Source organism: Streptomyces sp. NPDC047515 (assembly GCF_040643055.1).
Classification (GTDB): Bacteria; Actinomycetota; Actinomycetes; order Streptomycetales; family Streptomycetaceae; genus Streptomyces.
Map to the genome: position 1 here is coordinate 1 of NZ_JBEYTM010000074.1, position 26267 is coordinate 26267.

Annotated in this window: 23 protein-coding genes, 2 pseudogenes and 1 riboswitch; of the genes and pseudogenes, 16 read left to right on the top strand and 9 right to left on the bottom strand. The window is 71.0% G+C overall.

The genetic code is table 11. The features are described 5' to 3' along the window. The first annotated feature begins 112 nt into the window (after nt 1-112). The 8 genes from ABZ826_RS34850 (at nt 113) to ABZ826_RS34885 (ending at nt 8261) form a co-directional block, all read left to right on the top strand. Nucleotides 113-451, top strand: coding sequence for a CDGSH iron-sulfur domain-containing protein (locus ABZ826_RS34850; protein ID WP_361457719.1), 339 nt, complete (start codon nt 113-115; stop codon nt 449-451). A gap of 248 nt (nt 452-699) precedes the next feature. After that, nucleotides 700-3615, top strand: coding sequence for a Na+/H+ antiporter subunit A (locus tag ABZ826_RS34855; protein WP_361457722.1), 2916 nt, complete (start codon nt 700-702; stop codon nt 3613-3615). Then, nucleotides 3612-4214 (top strand): Na(+)/H(+) antiporter subunit C, encoded by a 603-nt coding sequence (locus tag ABZ826_RS34860; protein WP_361457725.1) that lies wholly within the window; start codon nt 3612-3614, stop codon nt 4212-4214. Before ABZ826_RS34855 ends, ABZ826_RS34860 begins: the two co-directional genes overlap by 4 nt. Further along, nucleotides 4211-5863 carry a Na+/H+ antiporter subunit D gene (locus ABZ826_RS34865; RefSeq protein WP_361457728.1) on the top strand — a complete coding sequence of 551 codons (1653 nt, stop codon included), beginning with the start codon at nt 4211-4213 and terminating at the stop codon, nt 5861-5863. The genes ABZ826_RS34860 and ABZ826_RS34865 overlap by 4 nt, the downstream gene beginning before the upstream one ends. Further along, nucleotides 5860-6483: a Na+/H+ antiporter subunit E gene (locus ABZ826_RS34870; RefSeq protein WP_361457731.1), complete on the top strand. Its 624-nt coding sequence runs from the start codon at nt 5860-5862 to the stop codon at nt 6481-6483. The genes ABZ826_RS34865 and ABZ826_RS34870 overlap by 4 nt, the downstream gene beginning before the upstream one ends. Then, a complete protein-coding gene (locus ABZ826_RS34875; protein WP_361457734.1) occupies nt 6480-6833 on the top strand; it encodes an MrpF/PhaF family protein in 354 nt (117 codons plus the stop codon). Before ABZ826_RS34870 ends, ABZ826_RS34875 begins: the two co-directional genes overlap by 4 nt. Then, nucleotides 6830-7183 (top strand): monovalent cation/H(+) antiporter subunit G, encoded by a 354-nt coding sequence (gene mnhG / locus ABZ826_RS34880; RefSeq protein WP_361457737.1) that lies wholly within the window; start codon nt 6830-6832, stop codon nt 7181-7183. Before ABZ826_RS34875 ends, mnhG begins: the two co-directional genes overlap by 4 nt. A 229-nt stretch (nt 7184-7412) precedes the next feature. Then, entirely contained in the window at nt 7413-8261 is an 849-nt protein-coding gene (locus ABZ826_RS34885; RefSeq protein WP_361457740.1) for a hypothetical protein, read from the top strand. A 154-nt stretch (nt 8262-8415) separates the two neighbouring features. Here the strand turns inward: ABZ826_RS34885 and ABZ826_RS34890 are convergent, their stop codons facing one another. Beyond that, nucleotides 8416-13047: a cation-translocating P-type ATPase gene (locus ABZ826_RS34890; RefSeq protein WP_361457743.1), complete on the bottom strand. Its 4632-nt coding sequence runs from the start codon at nt 13045-13047 to the stop codon at nt 8416-8418. 118 nt (nt 13048-13165) lie between these two features. After that, a complete protein-coding gene (locus ABZ826_RS34895) occupies nt 13166-13699 on the bottom strand; it encodes a hypothetical protein (protein ID WP_361457746.1) in 534 nt (177 codons plus the stop codon). 145 nt (nt 13700-13844) lie between these two features. Then, a riboswitch (cobalamin riboswitch) is annotated at nt 13845-13997 on the top strand. A gap of 38 nt (nt 13998-14035) precedes the next feature. On the opposite strand from ABZ826_RS34895, the gene ABZ826_RS34900 reads away from it, so the two are divergent. The 4 genes from ABZ826_RS34900 to ABZ826_RS34915 are packed head-to-tail and all read left to right on the top strand — an operon-like array spanning nt 14036 to nt 17626. Next, nucleotides 14036-15022: an ABC transporter substrate-binding protein gene (locus ABZ826_RS34900; RefSeq protein ID WP_361457749.1), complete on the top strand. Its 987-nt coding sequence runs from the start codon at nt 14036-14038 to the stop codon at nt 15020-15022. Then, entirely contained in the window at nt 15019-16074 is a 1056-nt protein-coding gene (locus tag ABZ826_RS34905) for an iron ABC transporter permease (protein WP_361457752.1), read from the top strand. The genes ABZ826_RS34900 and ABZ826_RS34905 overlap by 4 nt, the downstream gene beginning before the upstream one ends. Continuing rightward, entirely contained in the window at nt 16071-16859 is a 789-nt protein-coding gene (locus ABZ826_RS34910) for an ABC transporter ATP-binding protein (RefSeq protein ID WP_361457755.1), read from the top strand. Before ABZ826_RS34905 ends, ABZ826_RS34910 begins: the two co-directional genes overlap by 4 nt. After that, nucleotides 16856-17626: a (2Fe-2S)-binding protein gene (locus tag ABZ826_RS34915; protein ID WP_361457758.1), complete on the top strand. Its 771-nt coding sequence runs from the start codon at nt 16856-16858 to the stop codon at nt 17624-17626. Before ABZ826_RS34910 ends, ABZ826_RS34915 begins: the two co-directional genes overlap by 4 nt. Nucleotides 17627-17789: 163 nt before the next feature. Here the strand turns inward: ABZ826_RS34915 and ABZ826_RS34920 are convergent, their stop codons facing one another. After that, on the bottom strand, nt 17790-18353 hold the full coding sequence (locus ABZ826_RS34920) for a GNAT family N-acetyltransferase (protein ID WP_361457761.1): 564 nt from the start codon (nt 18351-18353) through the stop codon (nt 17790-17792). 554 nt (nt 18354-18907) lie between these two features. Next, nucleotides 18908-19990, bottom strand: a complete 1083-nt coding sequence (locus ABZ826_RS34925) for an Lrp/AsnC family transcriptional regulator (protein ID WP_361457764.1) — start codon at nt 19988-19990, stop codon at nt 18908-18910. Between the two features lie 206 nt (nt 19991-20196). Between ABZ826_RS34925 and ABZ826_RS34930 the strand changes: the two genes are divergently transcribed. From ABZ826_RS34930 to ABZ826_RS34940, 3 genes and pseudogenes are all read left to right on the top strand, one after another. After that, nucleotides 20197-21528 carry an MFS transporter gene (locus ABZ826_RS34930; protein WP_361457767.1) on the top strand — a complete coding sequence of 444 codons (1332 nt, stop codon included), beginning with the start codon at nt 20197-20199 and terminating at the stop codon, nt 21526-21528. Continuing rightward, nucleotides 21525-22769 carry an amidohydrolase gene (locus tag ABZ826_RS34935; RefSeq protein WP_361457770.1) on the top strand — a complete coding sequence of 415 codons (1245 nt, stop codon included), beginning with the start codon at nt 21525-21527 and terminating at the stop codon, nt 22767-22769. Before ABZ826_RS34930 ends, ABZ826_RS34935 begins: the two co-directional genes overlap by 4 nt. 140 nt (nt 22770-22909) lie before the next feature. Beyond that, nucleotides 22910-23116: pseudogene (locus tag ABZ826_RS34940) on the top strand (helix-turn-helix domain-containing protein); the annotation flags it as partial. 48 nt (nt 23117-23164) lie between these two features. Here ABZ826_RS34940 and ABZ826_RS34945 read toward each other — a convergent pair. The 4 genes from ABZ826_RS34945 to ABZ826_RS34960 all read right to left on the bottom strand — a co-directional run bounded on the left by ABZ826_RS34945 (nt 23165) and on the right by ABZ826_RS34960 (nt 24890). Beyond that, nucleotides 23165-23602, bottom strand: a complete 438-nt coding sequence (locus ABZ826_RS34945; RefSeq protein WP_361457785.1) for an MFS transporter — start codon at nt 23600-23602, stop codon at nt 23165-23167. A 216-nt stretch (nt 23603-23818) separates the two neighbouring features. After that, nucleotides 23819-24106, bottom strand: a complete 288-nt coding sequence (locus tag ABZ826_RS34950; protein ID WP_361457773.1) for a hypothetical protein — start codon at nt 24104-24106, stop codon at nt 23819-23821. After that, a complete protein-coding gene (locus ABZ826_RS34955) occupies nt 24103-24663 on the bottom strand; it encodes a GNAT family protein (RefSeq protein ID WP_361457776.1) in 561 nt (186 codons plus the stop codon). Before ABZ826_RS34955 ends, ABZ826_RS34950 begins: the two co-directional genes overlap by 4 nt. Beyond that, nucleotides 24660-24890: a hypothetical protein gene (locus ABZ826_RS34960; protein ID WP_361457779.1), complete on the bottom strand. Its 231-nt coding sequence runs from the start codon at nt 24888-24890 to the stop codon at nt 24660-24662. The genes ABZ826_RS34955 and ABZ826_RS34960 overlap by 4 nt, the downstream gene beginning before the upstream one ends. A 153-nt stretch (nt 24891-25043) precedes the next feature. Between ABZ826_RS34960 and ABZ826_RS34965 the strand changes: the two are divergent. After that, a pseudogene (locus tag ABZ826_RS34965) lies at nt 25044-25406 on the top strand (DUF6328 family protein); the annotation flags it as partial. A 280-nt stretch (nt 25407-25686) separates the two neighbouring features. Here the strand turns inward: ABZ826_RS34965 and ABZ826_RS34970 are convergent. Further along, nucleotides 25687-26267 (bottom strand): tyrosine-type recombinase/integrase (locus ABZ826_RS34970; RefSeq protein ID WP_361457782.1); only part of this gene is annotated, 581 nt, incomplete at its 5' end.

Genomic DNA, 26267 nt, shown 5'->3' on the forward strand with positions numbered 1-26267 from the left:
CCAGGCCCTCCTGGCCACCTGGACCGGCGCCTGCTCGATATGCGGCCAACCCGCACCAACCCCCGAACCCCACCACAGAACCTAACAAAGCCCTATTAGTCACACTGCAAAAATGAAAAGGAAGCGGGCTCACAAGTGCATCACTGATCGCGCACATCTCCACCACCGAGACCCGGAGGCGCCCATTCCGGCTTGGATCGCCGACGTCGTCCACCGCTGCCCGAGCGGCGCGCTGCAGTACCACCGCACCGACGGCGCCTTCGACGAGGAGCCGGAGGTGTCGACGCATGTCTCGCTGCACGCCGGCGGCGTACTCCATCTGCGCGGCGACCTCGAAGTGGTCACCGCCCACGGGTCGCGCCAGGAGACCCGGGTGATGTTGTGCGGCTGCGGGCGCACCGGGAACGCGCCGTACTGCGACCACAGCGGGGTCTGCGGCGAGCACGGGTGAACGACCCGTGGCGCCGTAGGTGAGCGAGCGCCGCTGAACGCGCCGCGGTGTACGCCGCGAGCGCGGGAGACCCGTCCCGGTGTCCGCGGCGGGTGCGGGCGATCCCGCCGCGCCGGGCCGGGCGCGGCGCGCCGTACGGGTGAAGAGCGTCCTGGGATATATCTGTATTTAGTGCCCTTTGCCCGTGCTGCATCATCCAGGCCCCCGGCGCCCTCCCGAAGCAGGCGCGGGACGCCCCCCGGGGCCGTATGACCGCGCTCATCGTCTGCCATTTCGTCCTGGCCGCCTGCGCGCGCCCGCTGGTACGGGCTCTGGGCAGACGCGCCTTCGTCGTGCTCGCGCTGCCACCCGCCGCCGCCACCGTGTGGGCGGCCACCCGGTGGAACACCGCCGCGTCCGGCGGCTCGGTCACCTGGACGTGGCAGTGGATGCCGGCGTACGACGTCACCGTCGATCTGCGGCTCGACGCGCTCGCCGAGCTGATGGTGCTGCTCGCGGCCGGAATCGGCACGCTGGTCCTGCTCTACTGCGCCTCGTACTTCACCGACCGAACCCCGCAACTGGCCGGCTTCGCCGGCAACCTGCTCGCGTTCGCCGGCGCCATGCTCGCCCTGGTTCTCGCCGACGACCTGATCTCGCTCTATGTGTTCTGGGAGCTGACCACGGTCTTCTCGTACCTGCTGATCGGGTACGACAGCGAGCGGAAGCACAGCCGTCGCTCCGCGCTCCAGGCGCTCACCGTGACCACCCTCGGCGGCCTGGCGATGTTCGTCGGTTTCCTGATCATCGGTCAGTCGGCGGGCACCTACCGGATCTCCGCCATCCTCGCCGACCCGCCCGCGGCGAGCCTCGCCGTCTCGGTGGCGGTGGTGCTGATCCTGTGCGGCGCCCTGTCGAAGTCGGCGATCTGGCCGTTCAGCCTCTGGCTGCCGAACGCCATGGCCGCGCCCACCCCCGTCAGCGCCTATCTGCACGCCGCCGCGATGGTCAAGGCCGGTGTCTATCTGGTCGCCCGGCTCGCCCCGGGTTTCGCCGATGTGCCGGTCTGGCGGCCCGTCGTGGTCGTCCTCGGCGCCGCGACCATGCTGCTCGGCGGCTGGCGGGCGCTGCGCCTCAACGACCTCAAGCTGGTTCTCGCCTACGGCACCGTCAGCCAGCTCGGCTTCCTCACCCTGCTCGCCGGGGTCGGCAACCGGGACACGGCACTGACAGCCGCGGTCATGATTCTCTCTCACGCCCTGTTCAAGGCCCCGTTGTTCCTCGTCACCGGCATCGTCGACCACGCGGCCGGCACCCGGGACCTGCGCAGACTCTCCGGCGTCGGCCGGGCACTGCCGTACGTCTGCACGGTCGCGGTACTCGCCGCGGCGTCCATGGCCGCCCTGCCCCCGCTGCTCGGATTCGCCGGCAAGGAAGCCGCGTTCGAGGCGCTGCTGAACGGCGACACCACGGACCGCTGGGCCCTGGGCGTCACAGTCGCCGGGTCCGCGCTGACCGTCGCGTACACCGTACGGTTCGTCTGGGGCGCCTTCGCCCGCAAAGCCGGGGTCGAGGACACCCCCGTGCACCGGGTCGGCGCGGCGTTCCTCGCGCCGCCCGCCCTGCTCGCGCTCTGCGGGCTGGTGCTCGGGCCGGGCGTCGGACGGGTCGACCGGCTGCTCGGCGCGTACGCCGACACGTTCCCGCCGACCGCGCATCCGTACCACCTGTCGCTCTGGCACGGATTCGGTACCGCCCTGCTGCTGTCGGCCGTCGCCGTGGCGGGCGGTGTGGTGCTCTTCGCCGGGCGCGCCACCGTGACCCGGCTCTCCCGGCGGATCGCGTGGCCGACGGCCGACAGCGTCTTCGGACACCTGCTGCTCGGCCTGGAGCGGCTCTCCCTCCAGCTCACCGGCTTCGTCCAGCGTGGCTCGCTCTCCGTCTACCTCGCCACCACCCTCCTCGTCATGCTCGTCGGCCAGCTCACCGTTCTGGGGATCGACCAGCCCTGGCGCGATGCGGTCGTCCCGAGAGCCTGGGACGTCCCGCTCCAGGGTGCCGTCGCTCTGCTGACCTGCGCGGCCGCCCTCCTCTGCCTCACCGTCAGCCGGCGGATGAAGGCCGTGGTCCTGGCGGGCCTGACCGGATACGGGGCCGCGCTGCTCTTCGTCGTCCAGGGCGGCCCGGACCTGGCGCTCACCCAGTTCTGCGTCGAGACCGTGTCGATGATCGTGTTCGTGCTGGTGCTGCGGCGGATGCCGGTGCACTTCCAGGAGTCGGTCAGCACCTGGCGGCGTGCCGTACGCGTCCCGGTGGCACTGGCCGCGGCGGCGACGCTCGGCGTGGTGGTGTGGGTCGCGGCGGCCGCCCGTACGGCACCATCGGCCGGCGCGGCCATGGTCGAGGAGGTCGCCCACCACGGCCTCAAGGACGTGGTGGCGACCATCCTGGTCGATCTGCGCGCCTGGGACACGATGGGGGAGTCCGCCGTGCTCGCCGCCGCGGCGATCGGCGTGACGAGCCTGATCTATCTGCACCGACGTACCGAGGGGGAGTCGCTGCGCGAAGAGGTGCGGGGACGTACCGCGTGGTCGTTGGCGGGGCCCGAGATGACGGGACTGCCGCACGGTGACGAAGGGGCGCCGGAGCGCAGCTGGCTCGCGGCCGGCTCGACGCTGGCGCCCGAGCACCGCTCGATCGTCTTCGAGGTCGTGGCCCGGCTGCTGTTCCACCCGGTCCTGGTGCTCTCGGTGTATCTGCTGTTCTGCGCCGAGAACATGCCGGGCGGCGGCTTCGTCGGCGGGCTCGTCGCCGGGCTGGCCCTGATCACCCGCTACCTCGCGGGCGGCCGTTTCGAACTCGCCGAGGCCGCACCCCTGCAGCCCGGACTCTTCACCGGACTGGGGCTGTTCATCTCCACCGGCGTCGCCCTGCTCGGCCTCGCCGAGGGAACGGTCCTGCACGCCTGGACCCACCACGGCCGACTGCCGCTGATCGGCGAATACCACCTGGGCACCCCGGTCCTCTTCGACTTCGGGGTCTATCTCCTGGTCCTGGGCGTGGTGCTGGACATCGTGCGCGCGCTCGGCGCCAAGATCGACCGGCAGATCGAGCGAGCGGCGTTCGAGAAGGCCGCCGCGACGAGCACCCGCACCCCACCCGGGACGGGAGGCACTCCCGGATGAGGGTCAGCGCCTCGCTCCTGGCAACCGCCGCGGTGCTGTGCGCGGTCGGCGGCATCCTCATGCTCACCCGGCCCCTCACCCGCATCCTGCTCGGCGCGGTGATCGCGAGCAACGGCATCAATCTGCTCGTCCTCGCCGCGACCGGATCGGCCGGCCGGGAACCGCTGCTCTACGGCGTCCCGCTGGGCCGGGTCACCGACCCCCTGCCGCAGGCCATCGCGCTCACCGCGATCGTCATCACCCTCGCCACCACGGCGTTCCTCCTCGCCATGGCCTACCGCAGTCACCAGATCACCGGCACCGACGAGGTCCACGACGACGACGAGGACCGCCGCATCGCACTGCGCTCCGAGGTGCTGGGGGAGCGGGACGAACTGCGTGAGCGCTACCGGGCCGCCTCCGATGTCACGGTGCAGGACCGCGCCCGCTACCGCGAGGAGCGCCGCCGCCTACGGGCCAGGCTGCGCGCCGACCGCGCCCTCCAGGCCCGCGGCCGGGACGCCACCGGGGACCTCTGGCACGACGTACTGGGCGCGGACCTGGAGGACTACGCACAGAAGCAGACCCATGCCGACGCCGACCCGGGAGCCACCGGATGAACGCACTCGTCCCCCTGCCGGTACTGCTGCCGCTCTGCGCCACCGGCCTGAGCCTCGCCGTCGGCACCCGGCTCAAGCAGGTCCAGCGCTTCGTCAGCGTCGCCGTGCTCACGGCCGTGCTCGGCCTCTCCCTCACGCTGATGGTCGTCGCCGACACCCGCGGCCCGCTCACCGTCCACCTCGGCGACTTCGCCCCGCCGCTCGGCATCACGCTGGTCGCCGACCGGCTGTCCGGGCTGATGCTGTCCGTCTCCTCGGCCGTCACGCTCTGCGTGCTGATCTACTCCCTCGGCCAGGGCATGGCGGACCGGGACGAGGAGACACCCGTGGCGGTCTTCCACCCCGCGTACCTGATCCTGGTCGCCGGGGTCTCCTGCACCTTCCTCGCCGGTGACCTCGTCAACCTCTATGTCGGCTTCGAGATCATGCTGGTCGCCAGCTTCGTCCTGCTCACCCTCGGCGGCACCGGACCCCGCGTCCGCGCGGGCTCCACCTACGTGATCATCTCGCTGTTCTCGTCCATGCTGTTCCTCACCGCCATCGCCATGACGTACGCGGCGACCGGCACCGCCAACTTCGCCCAGCTGGCCGGCCGGCTCGCCGAAATCCCGCTCGGGGTACAGACCCTGATCCAGGCGATGCTGCTCACCGTCTTCGCCATCAAGGCCGCCGTCTTCCCGCTCGCCGCCTGGCTCCCCGACTCCTATCCGACCGCGCCCGCCCCCGTCACCGCGGTCTTCGCCGGCCTGCTCACCAAGGTCGGCGTCTACTGCATGCTGCGCACGGAGACCCTGCTCTTCCCCGGAAACCGGCTCGGCGACCTGCTGATGGCTGCCGCGCTCGCCTCGATGGTCGTCGGCATCCTCGGAGCCGTCGCCCAGACCGACCTGAAGCGGCTGCTCTCCTTCACCCTCATCAGCCACATCGGTTTCATGGTCTTCGGCATCGGCCTCGCCACCCGGGACGCGTACGGAGGCGCGATCGTGTACGTCGCCCACCACATCACCGTCCAGACCACGCTCTTCCTGGTGGCCGGGCTGATCGAGCGCCGGGGCGGCACCACCGAACTCACCCGGATCGGCGGACTGGCCAAGGCCGCCCCGCTGCTCGCCGTCCTCTTCTTCGTGCCCGCCATGAACCTGGCCGGCATCCCGCCGCTGTCCGGCTTCATCGGCAAGCTCGGGCTGATGCGGGCCGGTGTCGCCGACGGCGGCGTCTGGGCGTGGATCCTCGTCATCGGATCCGCCGTGACCAGCCTCCTCACCCTGTACGTGACGGCCAAGGTCTGGAACCTGGCGTTCTGGCGGGCCGCGCCGCCCGGACAGACCGCGGCCGGCACCGTCCTGGAGACCGACTCCGACGAGGACGACGACGTCGACGAGGGCCCCGACCACATCCGCGGCAGCGGCGACGAAGGGGTTCGCCCCCGCCATCAGCCCGCCGGGCTCGCGGTGGCGGCCACCCTGCACGGACACGCCGTCACCACCACGACGCAGCTCCCGCGGCTGATGACCGCGGCCACCGCGGCGACCGTCCTGCTCGGACTCGCCTTCACCGTGCTCGGCGGACCGCTGACCTCCTACACCGACCGCGCGGCCGCCGAACTCATCGCACGCACCCCCTATGTCGAGGCGCTGCTCGGCCGATGAAACGCCGCATCACGGTGTCCTTCCGGAACAAGGAACTGCCGCCCTTCAGCTGTGAGTTCGGCAGTCGACGACGCGTCCTGGACCTGCCGCTGATCGCCTGGCTCACGTTCATCTGGGTACTGCTCTGGTCCGGCTTCCACTGGGCCAACGTACTGACCGGCGCGGTCGTCGCGGTGGCCGTCTGTCTGGCCTTCCCGCTGCCCCGGGTCGACCTCGGGCTCCGCCTGCACCCCTGGGGCATCCTGCTGCTCGCCGGGTATCTGCTCTACGACATGTACACCTCGGGCGTACGGGTCACCCGGCAGATCTTCGTCGACCATCGGCACCGGGCCGCGGTCATCGCCGTACCGCTGCGCTGCCGCTCCGACCTGATGCTCGCGGCCACCGCCGTCGCCGTGTCGAACGTGCCCGGCGGATCGATCGTCGAGGTACGCCGCGCCACGGCCACCCTCTTCCTGCACGTCCTCGACGCGGACAGACCCGTCGCACTCGACGCGGCGCGGCGCTCCGTCTGGCGGCTCGAACGGCTGACCGTCCGGGCCTTCGGCACCCCCGACGAGATCGCCCGCGTCGCCGAACCACCTCCACCGGTCAGGCACGAGAGAGGAGAGCGCGCATGAGCGTGCCGGAGACCATCGACCGGGTGCTGCTGACCGCGGCCGTCGTGGTGATCGTCGTCGCCGGAGCAGGGCTCCTCGCCCGGATCTGGTGGGGCCCCTCCATGCTGGACCGGGCCATCTCACTGGATGTCTGCGCCGCCCTCATCATCGCGGGCCTCGGCGCCAAGTCCGCCTTCGCCCGCGACCCGTTCTACTTCCCGATCATGCTGGTGCTGGCCTTCCTCGGCTTCACCGGGTCGGTCGGCATCGCGCGTTTCATCGCCGTGCGCGACCGGCCGGCGCCCAGGCACGGCGCGGAGGCGACCGGGAGCGACGGCGGACGCGACGGCACCGGGGGAGAAGCACGGTGAAGCCCTGGCTCCAGATCCTCGACACGGCCGGTGCGGTACTGGTGCTCGTCGGCGCGGCCATCTGTCTGCTCGGGGTGATCGGGATGCTGCGGCTGCCGGACGTGCTGTCCCGCAGTCACGCCGCCACCAAACCGCAGACTCTCGGCATGCTCCTCGTCCTCGGCGGGGTGGCCCTGCGGCTGCGCAGCGGCATGGACCTCGCCACCCTCGCGCTGATCGGCTTCTTCCAGATGATGACCGGACCGGTCGCCGCCCACCTGGTGGCGCGATCCGCCTACCGGACCGGGCAGATCGACCACGGCGAACTGCTCTTCGACGAACTGGACGAGCAGCTGACCGAGGAGAGCTGAGCCCCTTCCTGCCCAGCCGCTCGGCGTGATCACCGATCCTGGTCCGGGATCTCCCGGCCGACGGAACCGCGTCGACGGGGGCGCGGTGTCGGGTTTCTTCAGGACCGCGCCCAGGTACCTGACCCACAGGCATCCAGTATGTGGATGCCCCTCCGCCTTGCGATGCACCGCATCCGACGCCGCGCGCCGATCCACCACGGATCACGGGACAGCCCTTAGCCTCCGCATCATGCTGCGTATCGCCGACACCCGCACCGGTCATCTCGTGGAGATCCCTGCCGCACCGCGCCGCCTCCTGCGCAGCCGCGTCCATCTGCCGGCCGCCTCCGGTACCGGGATCGGTCCGGTGCACCTGCGGGTCCCGCTGATCGGTGACGTGCTGGCGCGCACCGCGGAGCTGAACGGTCTGCAGGTCGTCACGGTCCTCACCACGCCGGAGCTGACACAAGATCAGAACCATGCGCTCGAACGCGTGATGGCGGTGCTCGGCATCCATCCGCCGCTCGTCGTCGGGGCCCACCGTCCCGACGCGGCACTCGGTGGCCCCGCCGACGTGCACGTGACCGCCCGGGGCGCCGACACCGGCGAGGTCACGGGCGGGGTCCGGATGGAGGTGGGGGAGGTCGGCACGGTTCTCCCGGACGAGGGCGCTTTTGACCCCGATCGCCTCCTCGCCCCGGAACTCCCGGACGTACCCGCGCCGGAGGAGGCCGCCGATCCACTGGCCGTACGTCTGCTGTTGCTCGGCCGCCCCTACGACGCGCCGGTGACGGTCACCGGCGAAGCGCTGGCCGACGCCCGGCAGACCCTGTGGCGGTGGCGCCGACAGGTGGCGGACTGGGCACAGGAGCCGTCCAGGCCGATCCCCGCCGACCTGCTGCGGGAGTCGCACGCGGCGCTCGCCGACGACCTCGACGTCGCCGCCGTCCTGGATCTGCTGGCCGATGTGGCGGGACGGTCCGAGGTGCCGGCTGGTGCCAAGTTCGAGACCTTCGCCCATCTCGACCGCGTCCTCGGCCTGGACCTCGTCCGCGATGTCGGTGGCCAGAGCAGCCCGGAACGTCCCACACCCCGGTGAACAGGCGCGCCGGGGCGCCGAGCGGTAGTGCCAGTGCTCGCGCAGATGCGCGGAGCGGGCGGTGAGGATGGGCAGCAGGCAGCCGATCCGGGCGAAGCCGGCGTCCTTTGCGGCACGGTGTTTCTGACGAGCTCGTCGCATCCCCGTGCCGGCGTCATCCCGGCACGGGGATGAACCGCTTGAAGGGGCCCAGCCGCGCGCCGAGTTCCGTCAACAGGCGCTCGGTGTGCGGCAGCACGCGGGGTGAGAGGGCCGCGGTTGCCACCGCGAGAGCGACTCCCGTCCAGGCGAGCGGGCCCAGCGGGGTGCAATCGAAGAAGTGGCTGACCACGGGGGTCTGGACGAGCGCGATGAGGAATGCGGCGGTGCCGAGGACGGTGGCCAGGATCAGGGGGCTGCGCCGGCGGCCGAGGAGGATCTGTGTGAGCTGGGCGCCGACCACGCCGCACAGGGCCATCGTGCTGGTGCGCCGGGCCGTACCCGGTGTGAGGCGGCCGATCAACCACGCGCAGGTGGCGCCGATGCCGGTCACCAGGCCGCGTTGCCGGATCTGGTGGTTCAGGGGGGACTGGAGGGCGGCCAGCCCCACGGACTGCCTGCCTGGTCGCGTGTCCTGGGGGGTCACAGCGACGGCCATCGCGGGGAACATGTCGGTGAGCAGGTTGACCAGGAGCAGTTGGCGGGTGGACAGCGGCGAGGCGCCGGCGAGCAGAGTGCCGAGGACGGAGAAGCCGACCTCTCCGGCATTGCCGCCGAGCAGGATGCTGATCGCGTCGGCGACGCTGTGCCACAGGGCCCTGCCTTCGCCGATGGCGTCGATGAGGACGGAGAGTTCGTCGGTGGTGATCACCAGGTCCGCCGCGTTGCGGGCGGCCGCGGATCCCCGGGCGGCGATGCCGACGCCGATGTCGGCGGCGCGGATGGCGGCTGCGTCGTTCGCGCCGTCGCCGACCATACCGACGACGCGGCCCGCCTTTCGTAGCGCCTCGATGACTTGGAGTTTCTGCTCCGGTGCGACTCTGGCGACCACGCTGCAGTCTTTCAGGAGCCTGATCTGTCCGGCCCGGTCGAGCGTGGCGAGTTCGTCGCCGGTGACGACCGTGACGCCCGCCGGCCATCCCAGGGCGAGGGCCACCGCCTGGGCGGTCCGGGGATGGTCGCCGGTGAGCATGACGGGCCGTACGCCGATGTCGTGCAGCCCCGCGACCAACGGTGCGGAGCTGGGGCGGGGTGTGTCGGCCAGTGCCACGAACCCCATGAACTCCAGGAGTTCGAGGGGCTTGTCCAGCGACTCGTCCATCTCGTCGTCCGCGGACAGCCGGCGCTGGGCGACGGCCAGGAGCCGCAGGCCTCGTGCGGCGAGCCCGAGTGCGGTATCGAGGACCTCCGGACCGGCGTCGGGGCAACTGGACAGCACGACTTCCGGGGCCCCTTTGACGACCAGCAGGTGGGCGCCGTCGGGGTCGCTGCCCACGGCTGCGGCGTAGCCGCGGCTGGCCTCGAAGGGCCGTCCCGCGAGCGCGGTCCAGCCCGTGTCGTGCGGGGCTGCGGCCAGGACGGCCGCGTCGGTGGCGTGGGCGTGTGCGCCGCTCTCCTGGGCGGGGCGGGGGCAAGCACGCGCAGCGAGACGCAGGATCAAAGCCGCCTCGGGGGCAGACGGCTGGTGCTCGGTTCCCGAGGCGGTGGCGAGCTGGACGACCTTCAGGCTGTTCTCGGTCAGTGTGCCGGTCTTGTCGAAGCAGAGGGTGTCCATACGCCCCAGCGCTTCCAGACTGCGAGGGGTGCGTACGAGGATGCCGAGCCTGCTCAGCCGCCGCGCTGCCGCCAACTGCGCCACCGTCGCCACCAGCGGCATACCCTCGGGAACGGCGGCGACGGCGACCGCCAGTCCGCCTCGCAGGGCGGTGCGCATCGGCCGCCCGCGCAGCAGGGACAGTCCGGCCACGGCGGCACCGCCGACGAGGGTGAGGGGCAGCACCTTGCGGGTCAGTTCGTGCAGCCGTGCCTGGGCTCCGGCCGAGGTGGGGACGCGGGCGGCGAGCGCGGCGGCGCGGCCGGCCTCGGTCCGGGAGCCGGTGGCCACCACGACCGCCCTGGCCCGGCCGGCTACGACGGTGGTGCTCTGGAAGACCATGCAGCTGCGGTCGGCAACGGCGGCCTGCGGCTTCGCCGCCAGCTGCTTGCGGGTCGGCAGGGACTCGCCGGTGAGCGCGGACTCGTCCACCTCCAGACCGTCGACTTCCAGCAACCGGGCGTCGGCCGGTACCACGTCGTTGGTGTGCAGCTCGATCACCTCGCCCGGCGTCAGGTGCTCCGCCTCCACGACGGACGGTTGCTCGTCGTCAGGCCCGGCCAAGCGTCTGGCCGTGTGCCGCTGGCTGGTGACGAGGGCCGACAGGGCGCGTTCCGCGCGCAGCCGCTGGAAACCGCCGACCAGGGCGTTGACCGTCACGGCACTGGTGACCAGGAATGCGTCCACCCCGGAGCCCAACAGGGCCGATGCGGTGGCGCCGACCATCAGGACCGGCGTCAGCGGGTCGTCGAGTTCGACCCATGTGGCGATCAGCAGACGGCAACCCCAGAGCATGGGGGAGATGTACGGATGCGCCGCGGCGGTACGCGCGACACGGCTCGCGTCGGTGCGCAGCGTCATCAGGGCGGTGGGTGCGGAGCGCGGCGCCCTGGCCAGCCGGGCCAGCACCTCTCTCGGCTCCAGCGCGTGCCAGGGCACCCGCGGCCTGGGGTGCGGAGTGGCGTGCACGGCAGTGCCCAGCGCGGCCCACCATCCCCAGACCAGCGCCGCGGCGACGGCGATGTTGACCGGGCTGAGCCGCACTTTGAGAGGAAAGGGCGGCTGGCCGGTGCGCGTTCCTCTGCTGAGTACCAGGAGAGCGGACAGCGCTGCGCCTGCCTCGGTGAAGAACTGGGCATGGCTGCCGACCGTCCGCGCCGCCGGGACCGCGCACAGCAGCCGCCACACACCCGCCAGCCCGCGCACGCACATCACGTCCGCACCCCAGACGACGGCGCTGCGCTTGTCGGTGATCGCGACGGCGATGTCACCGGCGAGGAGCCCTTCGGTCACGTCCCGGCCGCGGGCGGACAACCGCTGTCTGACCGGCCCCGACGACAAGGGGTGGCCCGAGGCGTATTCGTGCGGGACGCGCGCCACCGTCAACACCGTCCGCCCCTCGTCCTGCAGGGCGCGGACCACGTCGGCGAACGGCCGGTCGGCGGGGGCGAGTTCATCGGCCAGTGCCCCGAACTCGTCCAGCGAGTCGTTCTCCACGACCACGACGTGCAGGCCCGCGCGCCGCGCCGCGTCCAGTGCGGCCTCGGCCATCGGGTCGGTCTCCCAGCCGACCAGCACGGTGCCGACGTCCCGGTCGCCCACCGAGGCGATCATCATGCCCGTCTCCGCCGGCGGACCGCCGGGTACCGGACGCAGGCCGAGGTACGACTCCTCCGCCGTATCGGCTGCCCCGCCGTTCCCCCACGAGACACCCCACGAGGCCCCCTGGAGAGCCCTGGTGGCGGCCTGCCAGAGCTGGTGCCGGTCCCAGTCGTCGGTGGTCGGGTGGGCCTCCAGCACACACAGCCGGTAGCGGTGCAGCGCTTCCGGGTGCAGCACCACGGTGTCCACGAGTTCGAGCCGACGCAGCCGCTCGGCGTCGCGGACCAGGGCGTCCTCGCGGGCCAGTAGGGTGCTCAGCGCCGCAGTGAAGCCGGCCGGGCCGTACCTCGCCGCCTTGGGGGTCCCGGCAAGTACGGCCTCGGCAGCCTTGCCCATGTCACGGGTGAACAACAGCGTCGTCGCCGCCCCGGCCAACATGCCGTTGACCGCGGCGTCGGCGTACTCCTCCCCCGGACAAGCCCGCAGCGGCGGCCGCTCGATGTTGTTCCCGGCAACGGTCAGCCGACTGGGTTCGCACAGCGCGTCGTGCACCGCGTCGAACGCGGCGAGCCGAGCCAGGGCCTCCACCAGTTGGGTGGTCCGCAGTGCCGCGTCGAGCAGCAGCGGTGTGGGCGACTGACCGACGCCGTTGGCCGCCGCATACGCCGCGGCCAGCAGCAGATCGGTACCGTCGGTGCCCAGCGAGCGACGCAGTAGGGCCCGCACCCGCGAGTCCTCCCGCAGCAGCGTCGCCACGGCCGACACCGCCTGGTGCGCCTGCTGCGCGCGAGCGCTCCGCGCGGTCAGCGCGGCGGCGATCCCGACGGCGTCGCACGCCAGGCCCACCAGGCTCGCGCGCACACCGCCGGCAGCGCCCGGATGTGTGTGGGCCAGTGTTGCCTCACCGACCTGCTCCAGACCGTGCCCGGCGGCCAATTCGGCCGCCGCGTCCGCCACAGCCTCATCGGCCGTGCCCTCGGCAAGCTGTACGACGAGCCGCGACAGCCCCCCGTCCCAATAGGCGCTCACCACGTCGGGGTGCTCGCACAGCTCGGAAGCAACCTTCGCGGCCGCGTCCTCAAGACGCGCCACAGACTTCAGCGGAGCGTCCGGGGAGTGGTGCAGGGCGAGGTGCATACGCGATGCGGCGTGCCAGTACCCGACCTGAGGAGCCATCGCATTTCGGGCAGCCCTGCCGAACAGCAGCCCAGCCCTCGTCACGGCCGCCGCGCCGCCCACCGCACTCCGTACACCGGCGCTGACGATCTCGGTAGCCACGTGCCCCGCCGCCGACGCCGATGGAGTCATACGGCGAGTGGCGCGGACCGGGGCAGCGACCAGAGCGCTGCTCAGCTCCACAACGGGCGACAGGGGCAGCAAACGCGACAGCATCTCTCACCTTCACGGGCTCGTCGTCAGGCTGTTGTGCGGGACCGGGCCTTCGAGCCCGAGGGTGAGCGAACCTGCCACCCGACGACGGGCAGCGGGCGATCAAGCACGCTGAAGGTGTTCAGCTCTTCTTCCGCCCGGCTGCCGCAGGCTTTCGCGCGCCGGCGCGCTGCCCGGACGGGCCGGCCTTCGCCTTCCCTTTCGCGCCCGTCGCCTTCGCCGACGTCTTGGTCGAAGCCTTCGTCGCCGGCTTGGGCTTCCGCGAAGCCGCCGAAGCGGTCGACGCCTTGGCCGACCGGGCCGCCTGTTTGGCCCGCAGCCCGTGACCGGCACCTGTCGGCTCCTCGGTCACGTCCTCAGGGCGTGGCTGGGTCAGCCACACCACCGCGGCGCCTGCGACCGCCACCGGCCACTCGATCAACCCCGCCGCACCGAGCAGACCGGCTCCGGCGTACGCCGTGACCCGCCGGGCGTGCGGCGAGACAACTCCGACGGAGTCCAGTACGCCGCCGAAAACACCCTTGACCACCTCGGCACCCGGGACTCTGTCCACGACCGCCGTCATGGTCTCCATGGGGTGCGCCAAAACGTCCTGGACGGGATGCGTCGCCGGCTTCGTATCGCCGGAGCGTCGTCCGTCGGCCTTCACAGCCATGATCGCTCCTTCCGAAAGGCTGGCGAGGCGGACGGCAGCGCGCCGCCGTGTCCCTCACCTTCCGACCTATCGTGTCAAACCTGCGCATACCCGGCAACGCTGAGGAAGCCAAATGGGCACGCAGCGTAAAAGGACGATGTACTGGCAGGCTCGTCGATTCCGCGGTCTGACAGACTGGGCCCCGAAAACTCAGGCGACGCGCGTCAGGAAACCGGTGTGAATCCGGTACGGTCCCGCCACTGTGACCGGGCTGCAGCAGCCCGGAAGCCAGACACTGGCCGCGCCGCCTTCTCCGTACAGCCAGGGGACGAGGACATCCCCCGGAAAGGCTCGGCCATGCCCCGGATCCGCCATGTACCACTCGCGCTCATACCGCTGCTTCTGCTCCCGCTCACCGGCTGCGGCTCCGGCGCGGGCGACGAGGGCAGGACAGAGGCCGCACCGGCCGCCGAAGGTTTCCCCTACACGGTCACCAACTGCGGTACGAGGACGACCTTCGACGCCCCGCCGAAGCGGGCCGTCACCATGAACCAGCACGCCACCGAGGTCATGCTGGCCCTCGGGCTCCAGGACCGGCTGGCCGGGACGGCCTACCTGGACGACAGCATCCTGCCGAAGTACCGGTCCGCATACGCCGGAACCAAGGTGCTCGCGAAGGAGTACCCCTCCAAGGAGGTGCTGCTCGGCGCCAACCCCGACTTCGTCTACGGCGGATACAGCAGCGCCTTCGACAAGGCCAAGGGCCAGGACCGGGCGGGGCTCCAGAAGGACGGCATCAACACCCGGCTGAACATCGAGAACTGCACCAAGGGCAAGGTCGGTATCGATCAGCTCGCCACCGAGATCACTCAGGTCGCCAGGACCTTCGGCGTACCGGAGCGCGGCAGGAAGCTGATTGCCGAGGAGCGACAGAAGATCAGGGCGGTCGAGGCAGGGCTCAAGGGCTCCGCACGTCCCTCGGTGTTCGTGTACGACTCCGGCGACAGCTCCGCGTTCACGGCGGGCGGTAAGGGCATCGGCAACGAGATCGTCCGGCTCGCCGGGGGCAGGAACGTCTTCGCGGACCTCGACGCCACCTTCGGCGACGTGTCCTGGGAGCAGGTCATCAAGCGCAAGCCCGAAGTAGTGGTGATCTACGACTACGGGGGCACCACGGTTGCGGCCAAGAAGAAGCGGCTGCTGAACGATCCCGCACTCGCGGACGTGCCGGCGATCAGGAACAAGAAGTTCGCGGTACTCCCGCTGTCCTCGGCCGTGCTCGGTGTCCGGGTCGCCGACGCCGTGCGGGACCTGGCCGGGCAGCTGCACCCCGGCACTCCGTGAGCGCGGAGTCCGCCCGCCCCGGCCCGAAGTCTGTCCTCCGCTCAGCCCCCGTCGTGATCGGCGTCCTCACGGTGCTGTTGCTCACGGCGACGGTGGCCGGTCTGGCGCTCGGCCCGGTACGGATTCCGCCGGGCGAGGTGCTGCGTGCGGTGCTGGGCGGCGAACGCACCGGCGCGTACCCGACGATCGTGTGGGAGATACGGCTGCCCAGGGTGCTGCTCGGGGCCGTCGTCGGCGCCGGGCTGGCCCTGTCGGGCGCGGTGCTCCAGGCGCTGGTGCGCAACCCGCTGGCCGATCCGTTTCTGCTGGGCGCCTCGTCCGGGGCGTCGGCGGGCGCCGTCGTGGTCGTCGTGCTGGGGGTCGGCGCCGGTGCGGCCACCGATGTGGCGCTGCCCATTGCCGCGTTCGCCGGGTCCATGGCGGCGCTGGTCGCCGTGTACGCGATGGCCCGGCGCGGCGGCACCATGACAACGGGCCGGCTGATCCTGGCCGGGGTGGCGATCCAGTACGTGCTGTCCGCGTTCACCAGCCTGATCCTGGTGCTGTCCTCCCGGGCCGAGCAGGTGCGGGCGATCATGTTCTGGACCCTGGGCGGCCTGGGCGGTGCCCGCTGGGACGAACTGGCGCTGCCCGCCGTGGTCCTGGGTGTCGGGGCCGTACTCCTGATCAGCCTGGCCCGTCCGCTGGATCTGCTGCTGACCGGGGAGGAAGGGGCCCGCAGCCTCGGCCTGGACCCCGGCCGCTTCCGGGGCGGGGTCTTCGTGCTGGTGTCGCTGATCATCGGCGTGCTGGTCGCCTACAGCGGGGCGATCGGCTTCGTCGGCCTGATGATCCCGCACGCCGCCCGGCTGATCGTCGGCGCGTCCCACCGCAGACTGCTGCCGGTGACCGCGCTCGGCGGGGCGGTCTTCCTGCTGCTGGCCGATCTGCTGGCGCGAACTGTGGCGGCCCCCGAGGAGATCCCCGCCGGGGTGGTCACCGCACTGGTGGGCGGCCCGTTCTTCCTCTGGCTGCTGCGTCGCTCCAGCCGTACCGAAGGGATCACCGGATGAGCCCGGCACCGTCCCCGACGGCGCTCGCCGCCGACGGGATCAGCTACGAGGTGGCCGGCCGCACCCTGCTCGACGGGGTCGCGCTGGACGCCGCCCCCGGCGAGACGGTCGGCCTGGTCGGGCCGAACGGCAGCGGCAAGACCACCTTCCTGCGCTGTGTGTACGGCGCCCTGCGCCCCACAGCGGGGCGGGTCCTGCTGGACGGGGCGGACGCCGCGGCCCTCGGCGTGAAGGAACGGGCCCGCCGCGTCGCCGTCGTACCGCAGGACAGCCCCGGCGCCTTCGGCCTGACCGTGCGCGAAGTGGTGGCGATGGGCCGCAGCCCGCACAAACGGTTCTGGGAACAGGACGACGCCCACGACGCCCACCGCATCGACCAGTCGCTCCAGCGCGTCGGCGCGGCATCCCTGGCCGACCGGCGGTTCGAGGAACTGTCCGGCGGGGAACGGCAACGGGCCCTGATCGCCCGCGCCCTGGTCCAGGAACCGGGACTGCTGGCGCTCGACGAGCCCACCAACCATCTGGACATCCGCTACCAGCTGGAGATCCTCAGCCTGGTGAGGACGCTGGGCACCACCAATCTGCTGGTGCTGCACGACCTCAACCTGGCCGCTTCCTACTGCGACCGGCTGTTCGTCCTCAGCGCCGGACGACTGGTGGCGTCCGGCTCCCCGCACGCGGTACTGACGGAAGAACTGCTGGCCGAGGTCTACGGGATACGATCCCGGGTCGGCGCCCACCCGGTCACCGGCTTCCCCAACGTCGTCTACCTCCCGCTGTCATGAGCGACAACACGTCCCCCGTCTGGACGCCCCTGCCGCACGGGCCACGCTGGCAGGTCGCCGAAGGTGAACCGCCCGCGAGCGAAGCAGGGCTGTGGCTGGCAGCCGACCGACTGGCCGACCCGGCGAGCATGGAGCTGTCCAGGCTGCTGGAGAGTGAGCGCACCGGCAGCGGCCACCGCACCGGTCATGCGACCGCGCTGACCCTGATGGCGGTGTACGCGGGCCGGGTCACCGCCGCCGCAGTACTCCACTGGGCGCTGTACGACGAGGTCACTGACATGCGGTCCGGCAATGTCCTGGTGCGCCCCGCCGCACACGGGATCGACGGAGTCCGGGTGCGAAGGGCCCGGCTGCTGGTGCCCCGGGCCGGGGAGGACCCCGTACGGCTGCTGCACCGCACCGTACTCGACGGACATCTGCTGCCCATCGCCGATGCACTGCACCGCCGTACCCGCGCCGGGGCAAGGCAGTTGAGCGGAGGGATCGCCCATGGCTGCGCCACGGCGCTGTGCGCGTACGGCGCCCAGGTGGATCTGCTGGCCGCCCGCTGGCGGCAGTTCGCGGCCACCGCACCCGGTGCACTCGCGGCGCTGGGCGAGGTGGCACGGGTCCGACGAGCGCCGGACGGCCCGGAGGAGCGGCTGGTCTATCTGCGCAACACCTGTTGTCTGTACTACACGAGCGCGGAGGCGGTGCGCTGTGCGAGCTGTTGTCTGACGAGCCGCGAGGAGCGGCTGCGGGCGTACGCGAGGCCGAAGCAGAGATAGCGGGCGCCCGGGGGTTCCCTCGCCGGGTCCAGGGTGCCGGAGAAACGCACGCTGCCACGCCGTCCAGGACGGCGTGGCGGTGCGGGTACGCCGCCACGCCGCACGAGCCGAGCGGGCTTCGAGGGCTCCGGCCAGGCGCCGGCCGAGGCGGCGACCGCCATTGTCATCCTCGGCGAGTGTGTCCCCCTGGCCGCAGTTGCTCGGCCCCCGCGGCCGGCCCGCAGGCCTTCTCCAGGAGGGTGAACGACTTGGGTGCACCGCCCGGCTGCGGCTTGCCCGCCTTGTGGCCGACGACCCGGTAACCGGCGTCCAGGTAGTAGGCGTTGAGGCGCGCGTTGCCGGCCAGGCAGTCCAGACGCGCGAACGCCCGCCCCGCCGCGGCCACGCGGCGCTCCGCAGCACGCAGCAGAAACCGCCCCGTCCCCGGCTTGGCGCTGCTGCGGTCCACCATCAGCCGATGTACGTAGCCGGCCACCGGCGGCTGCGGTCCCCAGGCGTCCTCGTCCTGCCACCACAGCTCCCATGCCCCGGTTACGCGGCCATCGGCCTCGGCAAGCCAGACCTCACCACTCGCCATGGTCGTGCGGAAGTGGTCCTCGTCCAGCTGGCCGGGCTGCCACTGACCGGTGATGCCCTGGGCGAGCATCCAGCGGGCAGCGTCGTCACGCAGGCGAACGAGAGTGGCGAGGTCGGTGACCTCGGCGAGGCGGAAGTGCAGATCGTTCACGTCGAGATCCTCGCACGGGCCCGCACGGGCACTCGACGCTCTCCCTCCAGTCACAGTGCTTCTTACGCTCTGCAGTCGGCTCCTCATGCCGCGGCCGGACCGAGTCGATGGTGGCGAGGGCGACCGCAGAGATGTACCGCAGGTGCCGCCGCACCCGACTTGCGACCTGTCATTCAGCAGGTCAGGCAGGGCGCGGCGGCGTTCACCCGTCAGATGTCGCGGAAGAGACCAGGCGGCGCTGTGACCTGGCACGCTGAGCGGAATAGCGTTGCTGAACTGCGCAGATGGCCTTTCGACTGTTTCACGCTCGTGCTCGTTGACGTGGCCGGAAGTCCCAGAAAAGTCCCAGAGGGCTCCCACTGCTGATGAACGCCCAGGACTCGCGGATCGCGGACCAAGCCGACGTATGCGGGCTGGCGCTTGAATCCGTGGGTGCTCTTGCCGACGTCCAGGCCGAGGAAGACGCCCACGTCGTCAAGGGGGAAGCTTCAGTGCGCGCATCGTCTTGCACCATGGACATCCGACCACGGCGGACGCCCTGTCGCCGGGGATCATCACACCTCTGTTCCCGCCTTCGATGACAGGGCGCCCGTAGCACCGGCCGCCGCCCGGTCGATTCGCCCGGAAAAGATCGACGCCAGCGGGATCAACGCGGTGCTCCGCCCCTCCGCATCGAGGATGTGGCCCCCGCGCTTGTACGTCCGGAGGCTGACGAAGCGGTCCGCGATGACGAGGGACGGGAGTTCGCGGGCCAGCGCGGACTCGAAGGGCGCGATCTCAGCGGTACTCCGGAACCACATCGTCAGGAGCATGTTCGACGGTCCGGTGATCGCTTCCAGGACCCGGCATTTCGGAATTCTGCCGAGCACCTCGCCGACCCGGTTCACCTCGTCCGGCGGCACCGAGATCATGAACGTGGTCGGGACGATCGGCCCGACAAGGGCGGTCGCGCCTTCACAGCGCAGGGCGATCCGGCCGGAATCGATCATCTTCCCTACGCGGCGCCGAGCAGTGGGTCCAGACGTTCCGCACCGGTCGGCGAGATCCGTCCAGGGCTGCCGCCCGTCGCGCGACAGCGCCTCCAGCAGAAGGCGATCGAGATCGTCGAGCGAAGGGCCCGACCTGCGGGGCGCCCCGGCCTGCGGCCGTGTCAGCAGGGCGGACTGCTGAAGGTCCAGCGCCTGCACCCGCCACCGCGACCCCTCCCGATAGGTCGCCAGCGCGACCAGCGTTGTCACAGAGACGATCCCGTCGATGGTCTCGATCCGCTCACTCAGCAGTTGGGACAGGTCATCGAGGCTCGGCGCGAAGGCGTCGACCAGGAAGTCAGCCTCGCCCGACGTCGCGGACACCGAGACCACGGCTGCCTCAGCGATCAGCGCAGCGGCGACTTCCCGCTTGGCGTGTGGCCGGCAATTGACGACCAGGAACGCCGCACACCCGTAGCGGACGAACGCGGGGCCTGGGCCGATCGCAATCCAGGCCAGGCCGCGCTCGGACAGCGCGCTCCACTTTCTGGCCAGCGTCTTCGGCGAGTGGCACAGCGCCCCGGCCAGCTCAGCCCAGTCGGCGCGAGGGTTCAACTGGAGCGCATCAATGATCGAGATGTCCAACTCCGACCCGGGGTGCGTGTTCATATCGGGCAGTCTGACGCCCCACTGTGTCAAATATGGGCCAGCTGACGAGATTGGTGATGCGCGTCACCCACAGTGTGGAGCGGGCCGCCCGTCATGCAGGTTTCCAAACGACATCGAAGTCGAGGTCAATGATGCGGACAAAGCCACCACAGCGGGAGCAAGCGGTCGCACAGCGACACTCTCCCGTCAAGGTGCTCCTGGGCTCGATGGCCCTCGTCGAACTGCTGAGCGGCGTGACCCAGGGCTACCTCACGCCGCTGCTTCCCTCGCTCGGCAGCGCCCTGCGCATCACCGATGCGGGACAGACCCGGATCTACCTGTTGTCCCAGCTCGCCTTCGCCGTGTGGACGCCACTGCTCGCCAAGCTCGGCGACAGCTACGGCCATCGCTTCTTCCTGCGGGTGTCCATCGCGCTCGTCACCGTCGGATCTCTGCTGATGGCGGTCTGGCCGAGCCAGCTCACGATCTCTGTCGGCGTCGTGCTCCAGGCCGCAGTCGTCGGCTTCATGCCACTGCTCATCGGCCTCCTGAGGCACCGGGCGCCGGAGCACCGCCGCTCCGGAGTCGGCCTCCTCGTCGGCGCGCTGACCGCCTCGGTGGGCGTCGGCGGCGTCATCTCGGGCACGCTCAGCGAGCACTCCGCGGCTCTGGGCCTGTGGGTTGCGGTGCCGTTCGCGGTCCTGGCCGTCATCGCGGGTCTGCTGCTCCCGGACGGGGCTCCGCCCACCGGCGAGCGCTTGCCGCTCGGAGCGTTCGCGCTGCTGGCCCTCGGCCTCGTCGGCGTGGTGGCCGCGCTCTCGCTCGGCGGCAGCTGGGGCTGGACCTCGCTCCGCACGGTCGGCTCGCTGGCCGGGGGGATGCTCGCCCTGGCCTTCTGGATCGCTGTCGAGGCGCGGGCGGCGACCCCGCTCGTCAACCTGCGGATGCTGGTCAATCCACCTGTAGCCATCGTCTCGGGGGTCACGTTCTGCCTGGCGTTCTCCACCATCGGTTTCTTCGGGGCGAACGCCGTCTTCCTGGGCTCCTCGCCCGACAGGGCCGGGTTCGGGCTCGCATACGGGCCGCAGGCGATCGCACTGGTCGCGCTCGCGCTCAACGTCTTCGCCCTCGGCAGTTCCCTCTCCACCGCGACGCTGCTGCGCAAGTTCGGTGAGCGCCACACGCTCGCGCTCTCCGGTGTCGTCATCGCCGCGTCGTTCCTGAGCCTGCAGGTGTGGCACCACACGGCGCCGCAGTATCTCGCCGCGATCGTGCTTCTCGGCCTCGGCTTCGGCGGCTACCAGGCCTCAACCCGCGCGTTGTGCGTCGAGTGCGTCCCGGAGAAGGACACCGCCATGGCAGCGGGCATCAACGAGCTCGCGCTGTCGTTCGGCGCGGCAATCGGCGCGTCCGTCGTGGGCGCAATCATGTCGGCCCACCAGACCTCGTCGGGCGTGACCCAGCACGCGTACACGTGGCTGTGGTCCGTATGCGCCGGCGTCGCGGTCGCCGGCGCGGGCCTGGGCCTGTGCTACCGCAAGCGGGAGGAGTACCGGTGAGCGCCGGACACGCCGGCGTGCCGGCCGACATCGCGGCCGCGATCGCGCAGGCGGTCGACCGCTGGTCCGACGAGCTCGTCGAGCTCAGCCACAGCCTGCACCGAGAACCGGAACCGGCATTCGCGGAACATCGGTCCTGCGCCAAGATCGCCGACCTCGTCGCGGCCGCCGGGTTCGCCGTCGAGCGGAGCGTCGGCGGTCTGGACACGGCGTTCACCGCCACGTGCGGGACCGGCGACCTGACGATCGGCTTCTGCGCCGAGTACGACGCCCTGCCCGAGATCGGACACTCGTGCGGGCACAACGTCAACGGCGCCGCCGCGACCGGTGGCGCGCTGGCCCTGGCCGCGGTCGCCGACGACCTGGGCGTCCGCGTCAAGCTCATCGGCACGCCTGCGGAGGAGGCCGGAGGCGGTAAGCCGATTCTCCTGCGGGCCGGGGTTTTCGACGATGTCGCCGCCGCCATGATGGTTCACGCCGGCGGGCAGGACGAGGTCGACGGTTCCTCATTGGCGATGGCCCAGTGGACCGCGGACTACACCGGCCGGCCCTCCCACGCCGCGACCGCACCGTGGGAGGGCGCCAACGCGCTCGACGCGATCTCGGTGGCCTACCACGCAGTCGGGCTGTTGCGGCAGCAGCTCGAACCGGGGCTGGTCGTCTCCTTCATCGTCACCGAGGGCGGGCAGGCGCCCAACGTCATTCCCGCGCATACGCGAGCGGCGGTGGAGATCCGGGCCGGCTCGGTGGCCCGGCTGCGCCGGGCACAGGCCCGGGTCCGGGCCTGTCTGGAGGCCGGCGCGCTCGCCACCGGGACGAAGCTGGAAATCACTCCGCGTGGGGAGGAGTTCGCCGACCTGCGGCAGGACGAGTTCATGACCGGTGCGTATGTCCGGGCGCTCGGAGCCCTGGGGCGGGTCCCGGTGTCGCGCGCGGGTGAGCACATCGCGTCGACCGACATGGGCAACGTTTCGCAGGTGCTGCCGGCGATCCACCCGACCATCGGTTACGAGGTCGGCGACGCCGCCCACCACACGGCCGCGTTCGCGGAGCACGGAACGTCGGTCTCCGCCGACTCGGCGGTGCTCGACGGGGCTGTGGCAATGGCACTGGTCGGAGCGGAGCTCGCACGCGATCCCGAGCAGCGGGCCCGGCTGCTCGGCGGGGTGAGGGGGCGAGTGAGCAGCGCCGGGTTCCGGTCCCGGTGCGGAAACGAGCATCGGCAGTGCGCCTGCCAATGACTCGTCCGGGCCCACACGCGTCAAAGTACGAGGAGGCGGCGTGGGCGGGCAGCGCTTTGCTGCTCGCGTCACTGGACACGGCCCGGCAGACCCTGGTCGGGGGCGTCGGCGCGACAGAGGACTCCCTCGCCGCGGCCGATGCCAGATATCTTCGCGCGGAACGACGCATCCACACGGCCGACCGACTGGGCGAGAAGGGCACCGCGCGCGTCATTGCGGCCGAGTTGGGCCGTAGTCCATCCACCGTCAGCCGGGAGATACGTCGCAATGGCATGGGCTTGCGCGGGGACGAGTCCCGGTGGGTCCACCGGCCGCACGCCGCCCAGCGCCGTGCCGAGCAAAGGCGGTGCGTGGGTCGTGGACGTGGGTGACGCGGTCCTCGAAGCGTGTGGTGATCAGTGTGGCGAGGATGCTGGTGCCGAGGACGGCGCCGATCTGGCGGGCGGCGTTGACGGTGCCGTCGGCCTCGCCCTCGCGGCCGGGGGGACGTGGCCGACGGCGAGGGCGGTGGACGGGGCGTTGGCGAGACCGCAGCCGAGGCCGAACAGGACGAAGGCGGCGGCGTACCCGGCGAACGCGGTGTCCGGTTCGACCTGCGTGAAGAGGGCGGCGCCGAAGGCCGCGAGCAGCAGGCCCGCCGTGATCAGGACGCGCGGGCCGAGTCGGCGCACCAGTATTCCGGCCAGGACCGAGGCGGCGATGAACGCGCCGAATTCCGCGAGGAGTTGGACGCCCACCTGCAGGGCGGTCAGGCCCCGTACCCGCTGCAGCCACAGCACTTGGAGAAGGGAGAGGCCGACGAAGTTGACGCGCGCGGCGTGGAAGTGCCCGATGTCGAAACAGAGCGTCGCTCCGCTCCGCCAGTTCCCGCATGAACGCGACGGGACTCAGATCGCCGCGATGGGTCAGGCTGAAGGGGTTCTCGGCATGGACCGGGGCCCCAGCTCCGCCGACAGGCCCTTGACGTTGTGGGCGATGCGTTCGGCGACCTCGTGGCTGAGCAATGCGGGGCGGAACCAGGGGTTTCGCTCGCCTCTTCCTCCCAGCCGTCAGAAGCCGAAGGCGGTGACCATGTAGTGCGGCTGGGTTCCGGCGTGGTTCTCCGCGATGCGCCGGGCCTCGTCACCGATGTCGAGGGCGTCGGGCAGTTCGACCGACACGAGGTGCCGGGTCATGTCGCTGACGATGTTCTCGTCGAGGAGGCGGCGCATGCCGGGGTCGCTCGCCGGCGGGTGGTGGCCGCCGTACTCGACGTAGGAGACCCGCCGGTACACGGCGTCGTCCAAGTGGCCCGGCGCCGGCACGAAGTCGGAGAGACTGATCCCGATCCTGGTCACTTCTGCCCCCTGGTCCATTCGTGCCGCAGCAGTCCGAAGACCACCTCGTCGACGCGCTGCCCGTCGCGGTGGACGCTCTCGCGCATGACTCCCTCGTGCACGAAGCCCGCACCCTCCAGCAGCCGCACGGAGCGCTTGTTGTCGGCGAAGACCTCCGCCGTGATCCGGTCGAGGTCCAGCACGCGGAAGGCGTGGTGCACCGCCTGCGCCACGGCCAGGCGCCCGTACCCGTGCCCCCACAGGTCCTTCTCGCCGATGACGATGCCCAGCCGGCACCGCCGGTGGGCCCGCTCGATGAGCGCCAGGTGGAGGAATCCGATGGGCTCCGCGCGGCCGGCGAGCCCGATCGCGAGATGGACGATGTCCTCGCTGGGGCGCATCCACCGTTCAAGCGTCGCGGCGACCTCCGCACGGGTGAACGTGTTCGTCTCGTCGTCGCTGAGCCGCTGGATCTCGATGTCGTTCTTCCACCGCAGCAGCGGATCGAGGCTCGCCGGTGTGTGGGGTCGCAACTCGACGACGTCATCGGTCACCTGGGACGTCGGCCTCACGTTCATTGTGTTTGTCGCTCCTTGACGAGTTCGTGGACGCACCGCATCGCGATCCTCTGCGGTCGCGCGGTGGGCGGGGTCGGGATGCCCGATAACGCGCGGATCCCGGCCTCGTCGTAGCCCGCGGCGCGGAGGTCGTCGTGGACGGCGCCAAGAGCGGCCCGGTCATCGGGTGTCATCGTCGCGAAGACGGCTCGGCCGTGGTGGCGTTGGCTGAAACTGTCGAGCGTCACGGTTGCTGTTCACCTCAGGGCTCCTGCACGTTTCCGCGGCAGGTCGTCAGGCGGCCTGGTGGACGGTGTGGCTCATGGCCTCTTCCCTCACTCGACCGGGGTCAATCGGCCGAGCCGTCGCCGACGGGAGCCGACGCTCCGGGCTCCAGGCCCTTCCAGCCGCGCTTCGCCGATCTGTCCACCACGGAGGACCGCACCATCTACTTGGTCGCAGCGCCCCTGGGCTCCGCCACCGCGGCCGCGCTGATTGCACTCGTGTCGTTCCGCCGCCTCCTCAGCGCCGGCAGCTGAAGCCCCAGGCCGGGATCTGGGCGTCGCGCCCGACCGTCCTCGGACCCGCCTTGCTGCTCCGCACGATGCGCTCCGCGCTCCCGCTCATTCTGCGAGTGGCACTGGCCGACACCGTGGCGCTGTGGCTGGTCGGCGCCATCGCCCATCGCCGCGTGGTTCCTGGTCTGCTGGTTCGTGTTCCCGGCCTGCGCCGTGGCCCCTACGACGGGCGTACGCGGCAGGTGAGGGGCCCGGCGTCACGCAGGTCATGAAAAAGGGCAAGGAGGATCCACCGCTGCGCGGTGCACGGAAGCCGTCGCTCCTGGTTCAAAGTCCCAGAGAAGTCCCAAAGACTCCGTCACGCCCCACCTCACCTCGCATTTGTGCAGGTCAGGAGGGGTGTGGCGGTGCTTCTTCTGCAGGCTTTCAGATGTCCCGGAACTCCTATACGACACATCTGACCTGTGCAAACGAACCCACCGAAGATCATCTTGCACGGTCGTTGCACAAGCCGAACATCACAGAGTCACGCGGCCCTCGTGTAGGCGCTTCGGACCGCGATGCGGATCTTGGAACCGGCTCCCACGATCCGGTGCACGTACTTACGCAGAGTAAACGCAGGATCGGCGTGTCCGAGCCGATCCGCGAGTGTGTACACGTCTACCCCGCCGTTGATCATCATCGAGGCGTACAGGTGTCGGAGGGCGTGCATCATCATGTCGCGGGACTTCTCCCAGCGCCGTCCCTTCGCGTTGGGGTCAAGGGGCTTGATGAGGCCGGCTGCCGCCAGAGCAGGCTTCCAGCGGTAGGAGTTGAACCAATTCGACTGAATGGCGGTCTTCTCCCGGGTGGAGAAGATCAGCTGCACCGTGACCGGGTCGCCGCCTTTGCTGCCCCACGGTCGGGTCACCTCAACGGGCGGGTACTTCTCCATGTGTTCGCGCAGGGGGATGGCCACGTCGTCGGTCAGTTCGACCCACCGGTCCTTCGGGTCCTCGTCGCCTCCACCCTTAGCCTTGATCCACCGATCTGATGGCGGTGGATAACTGTTCGGGAAACGAGGAAGTGCCCTGCGACCTGCGATGATGGGAGTTCTTGAGGCTTCCA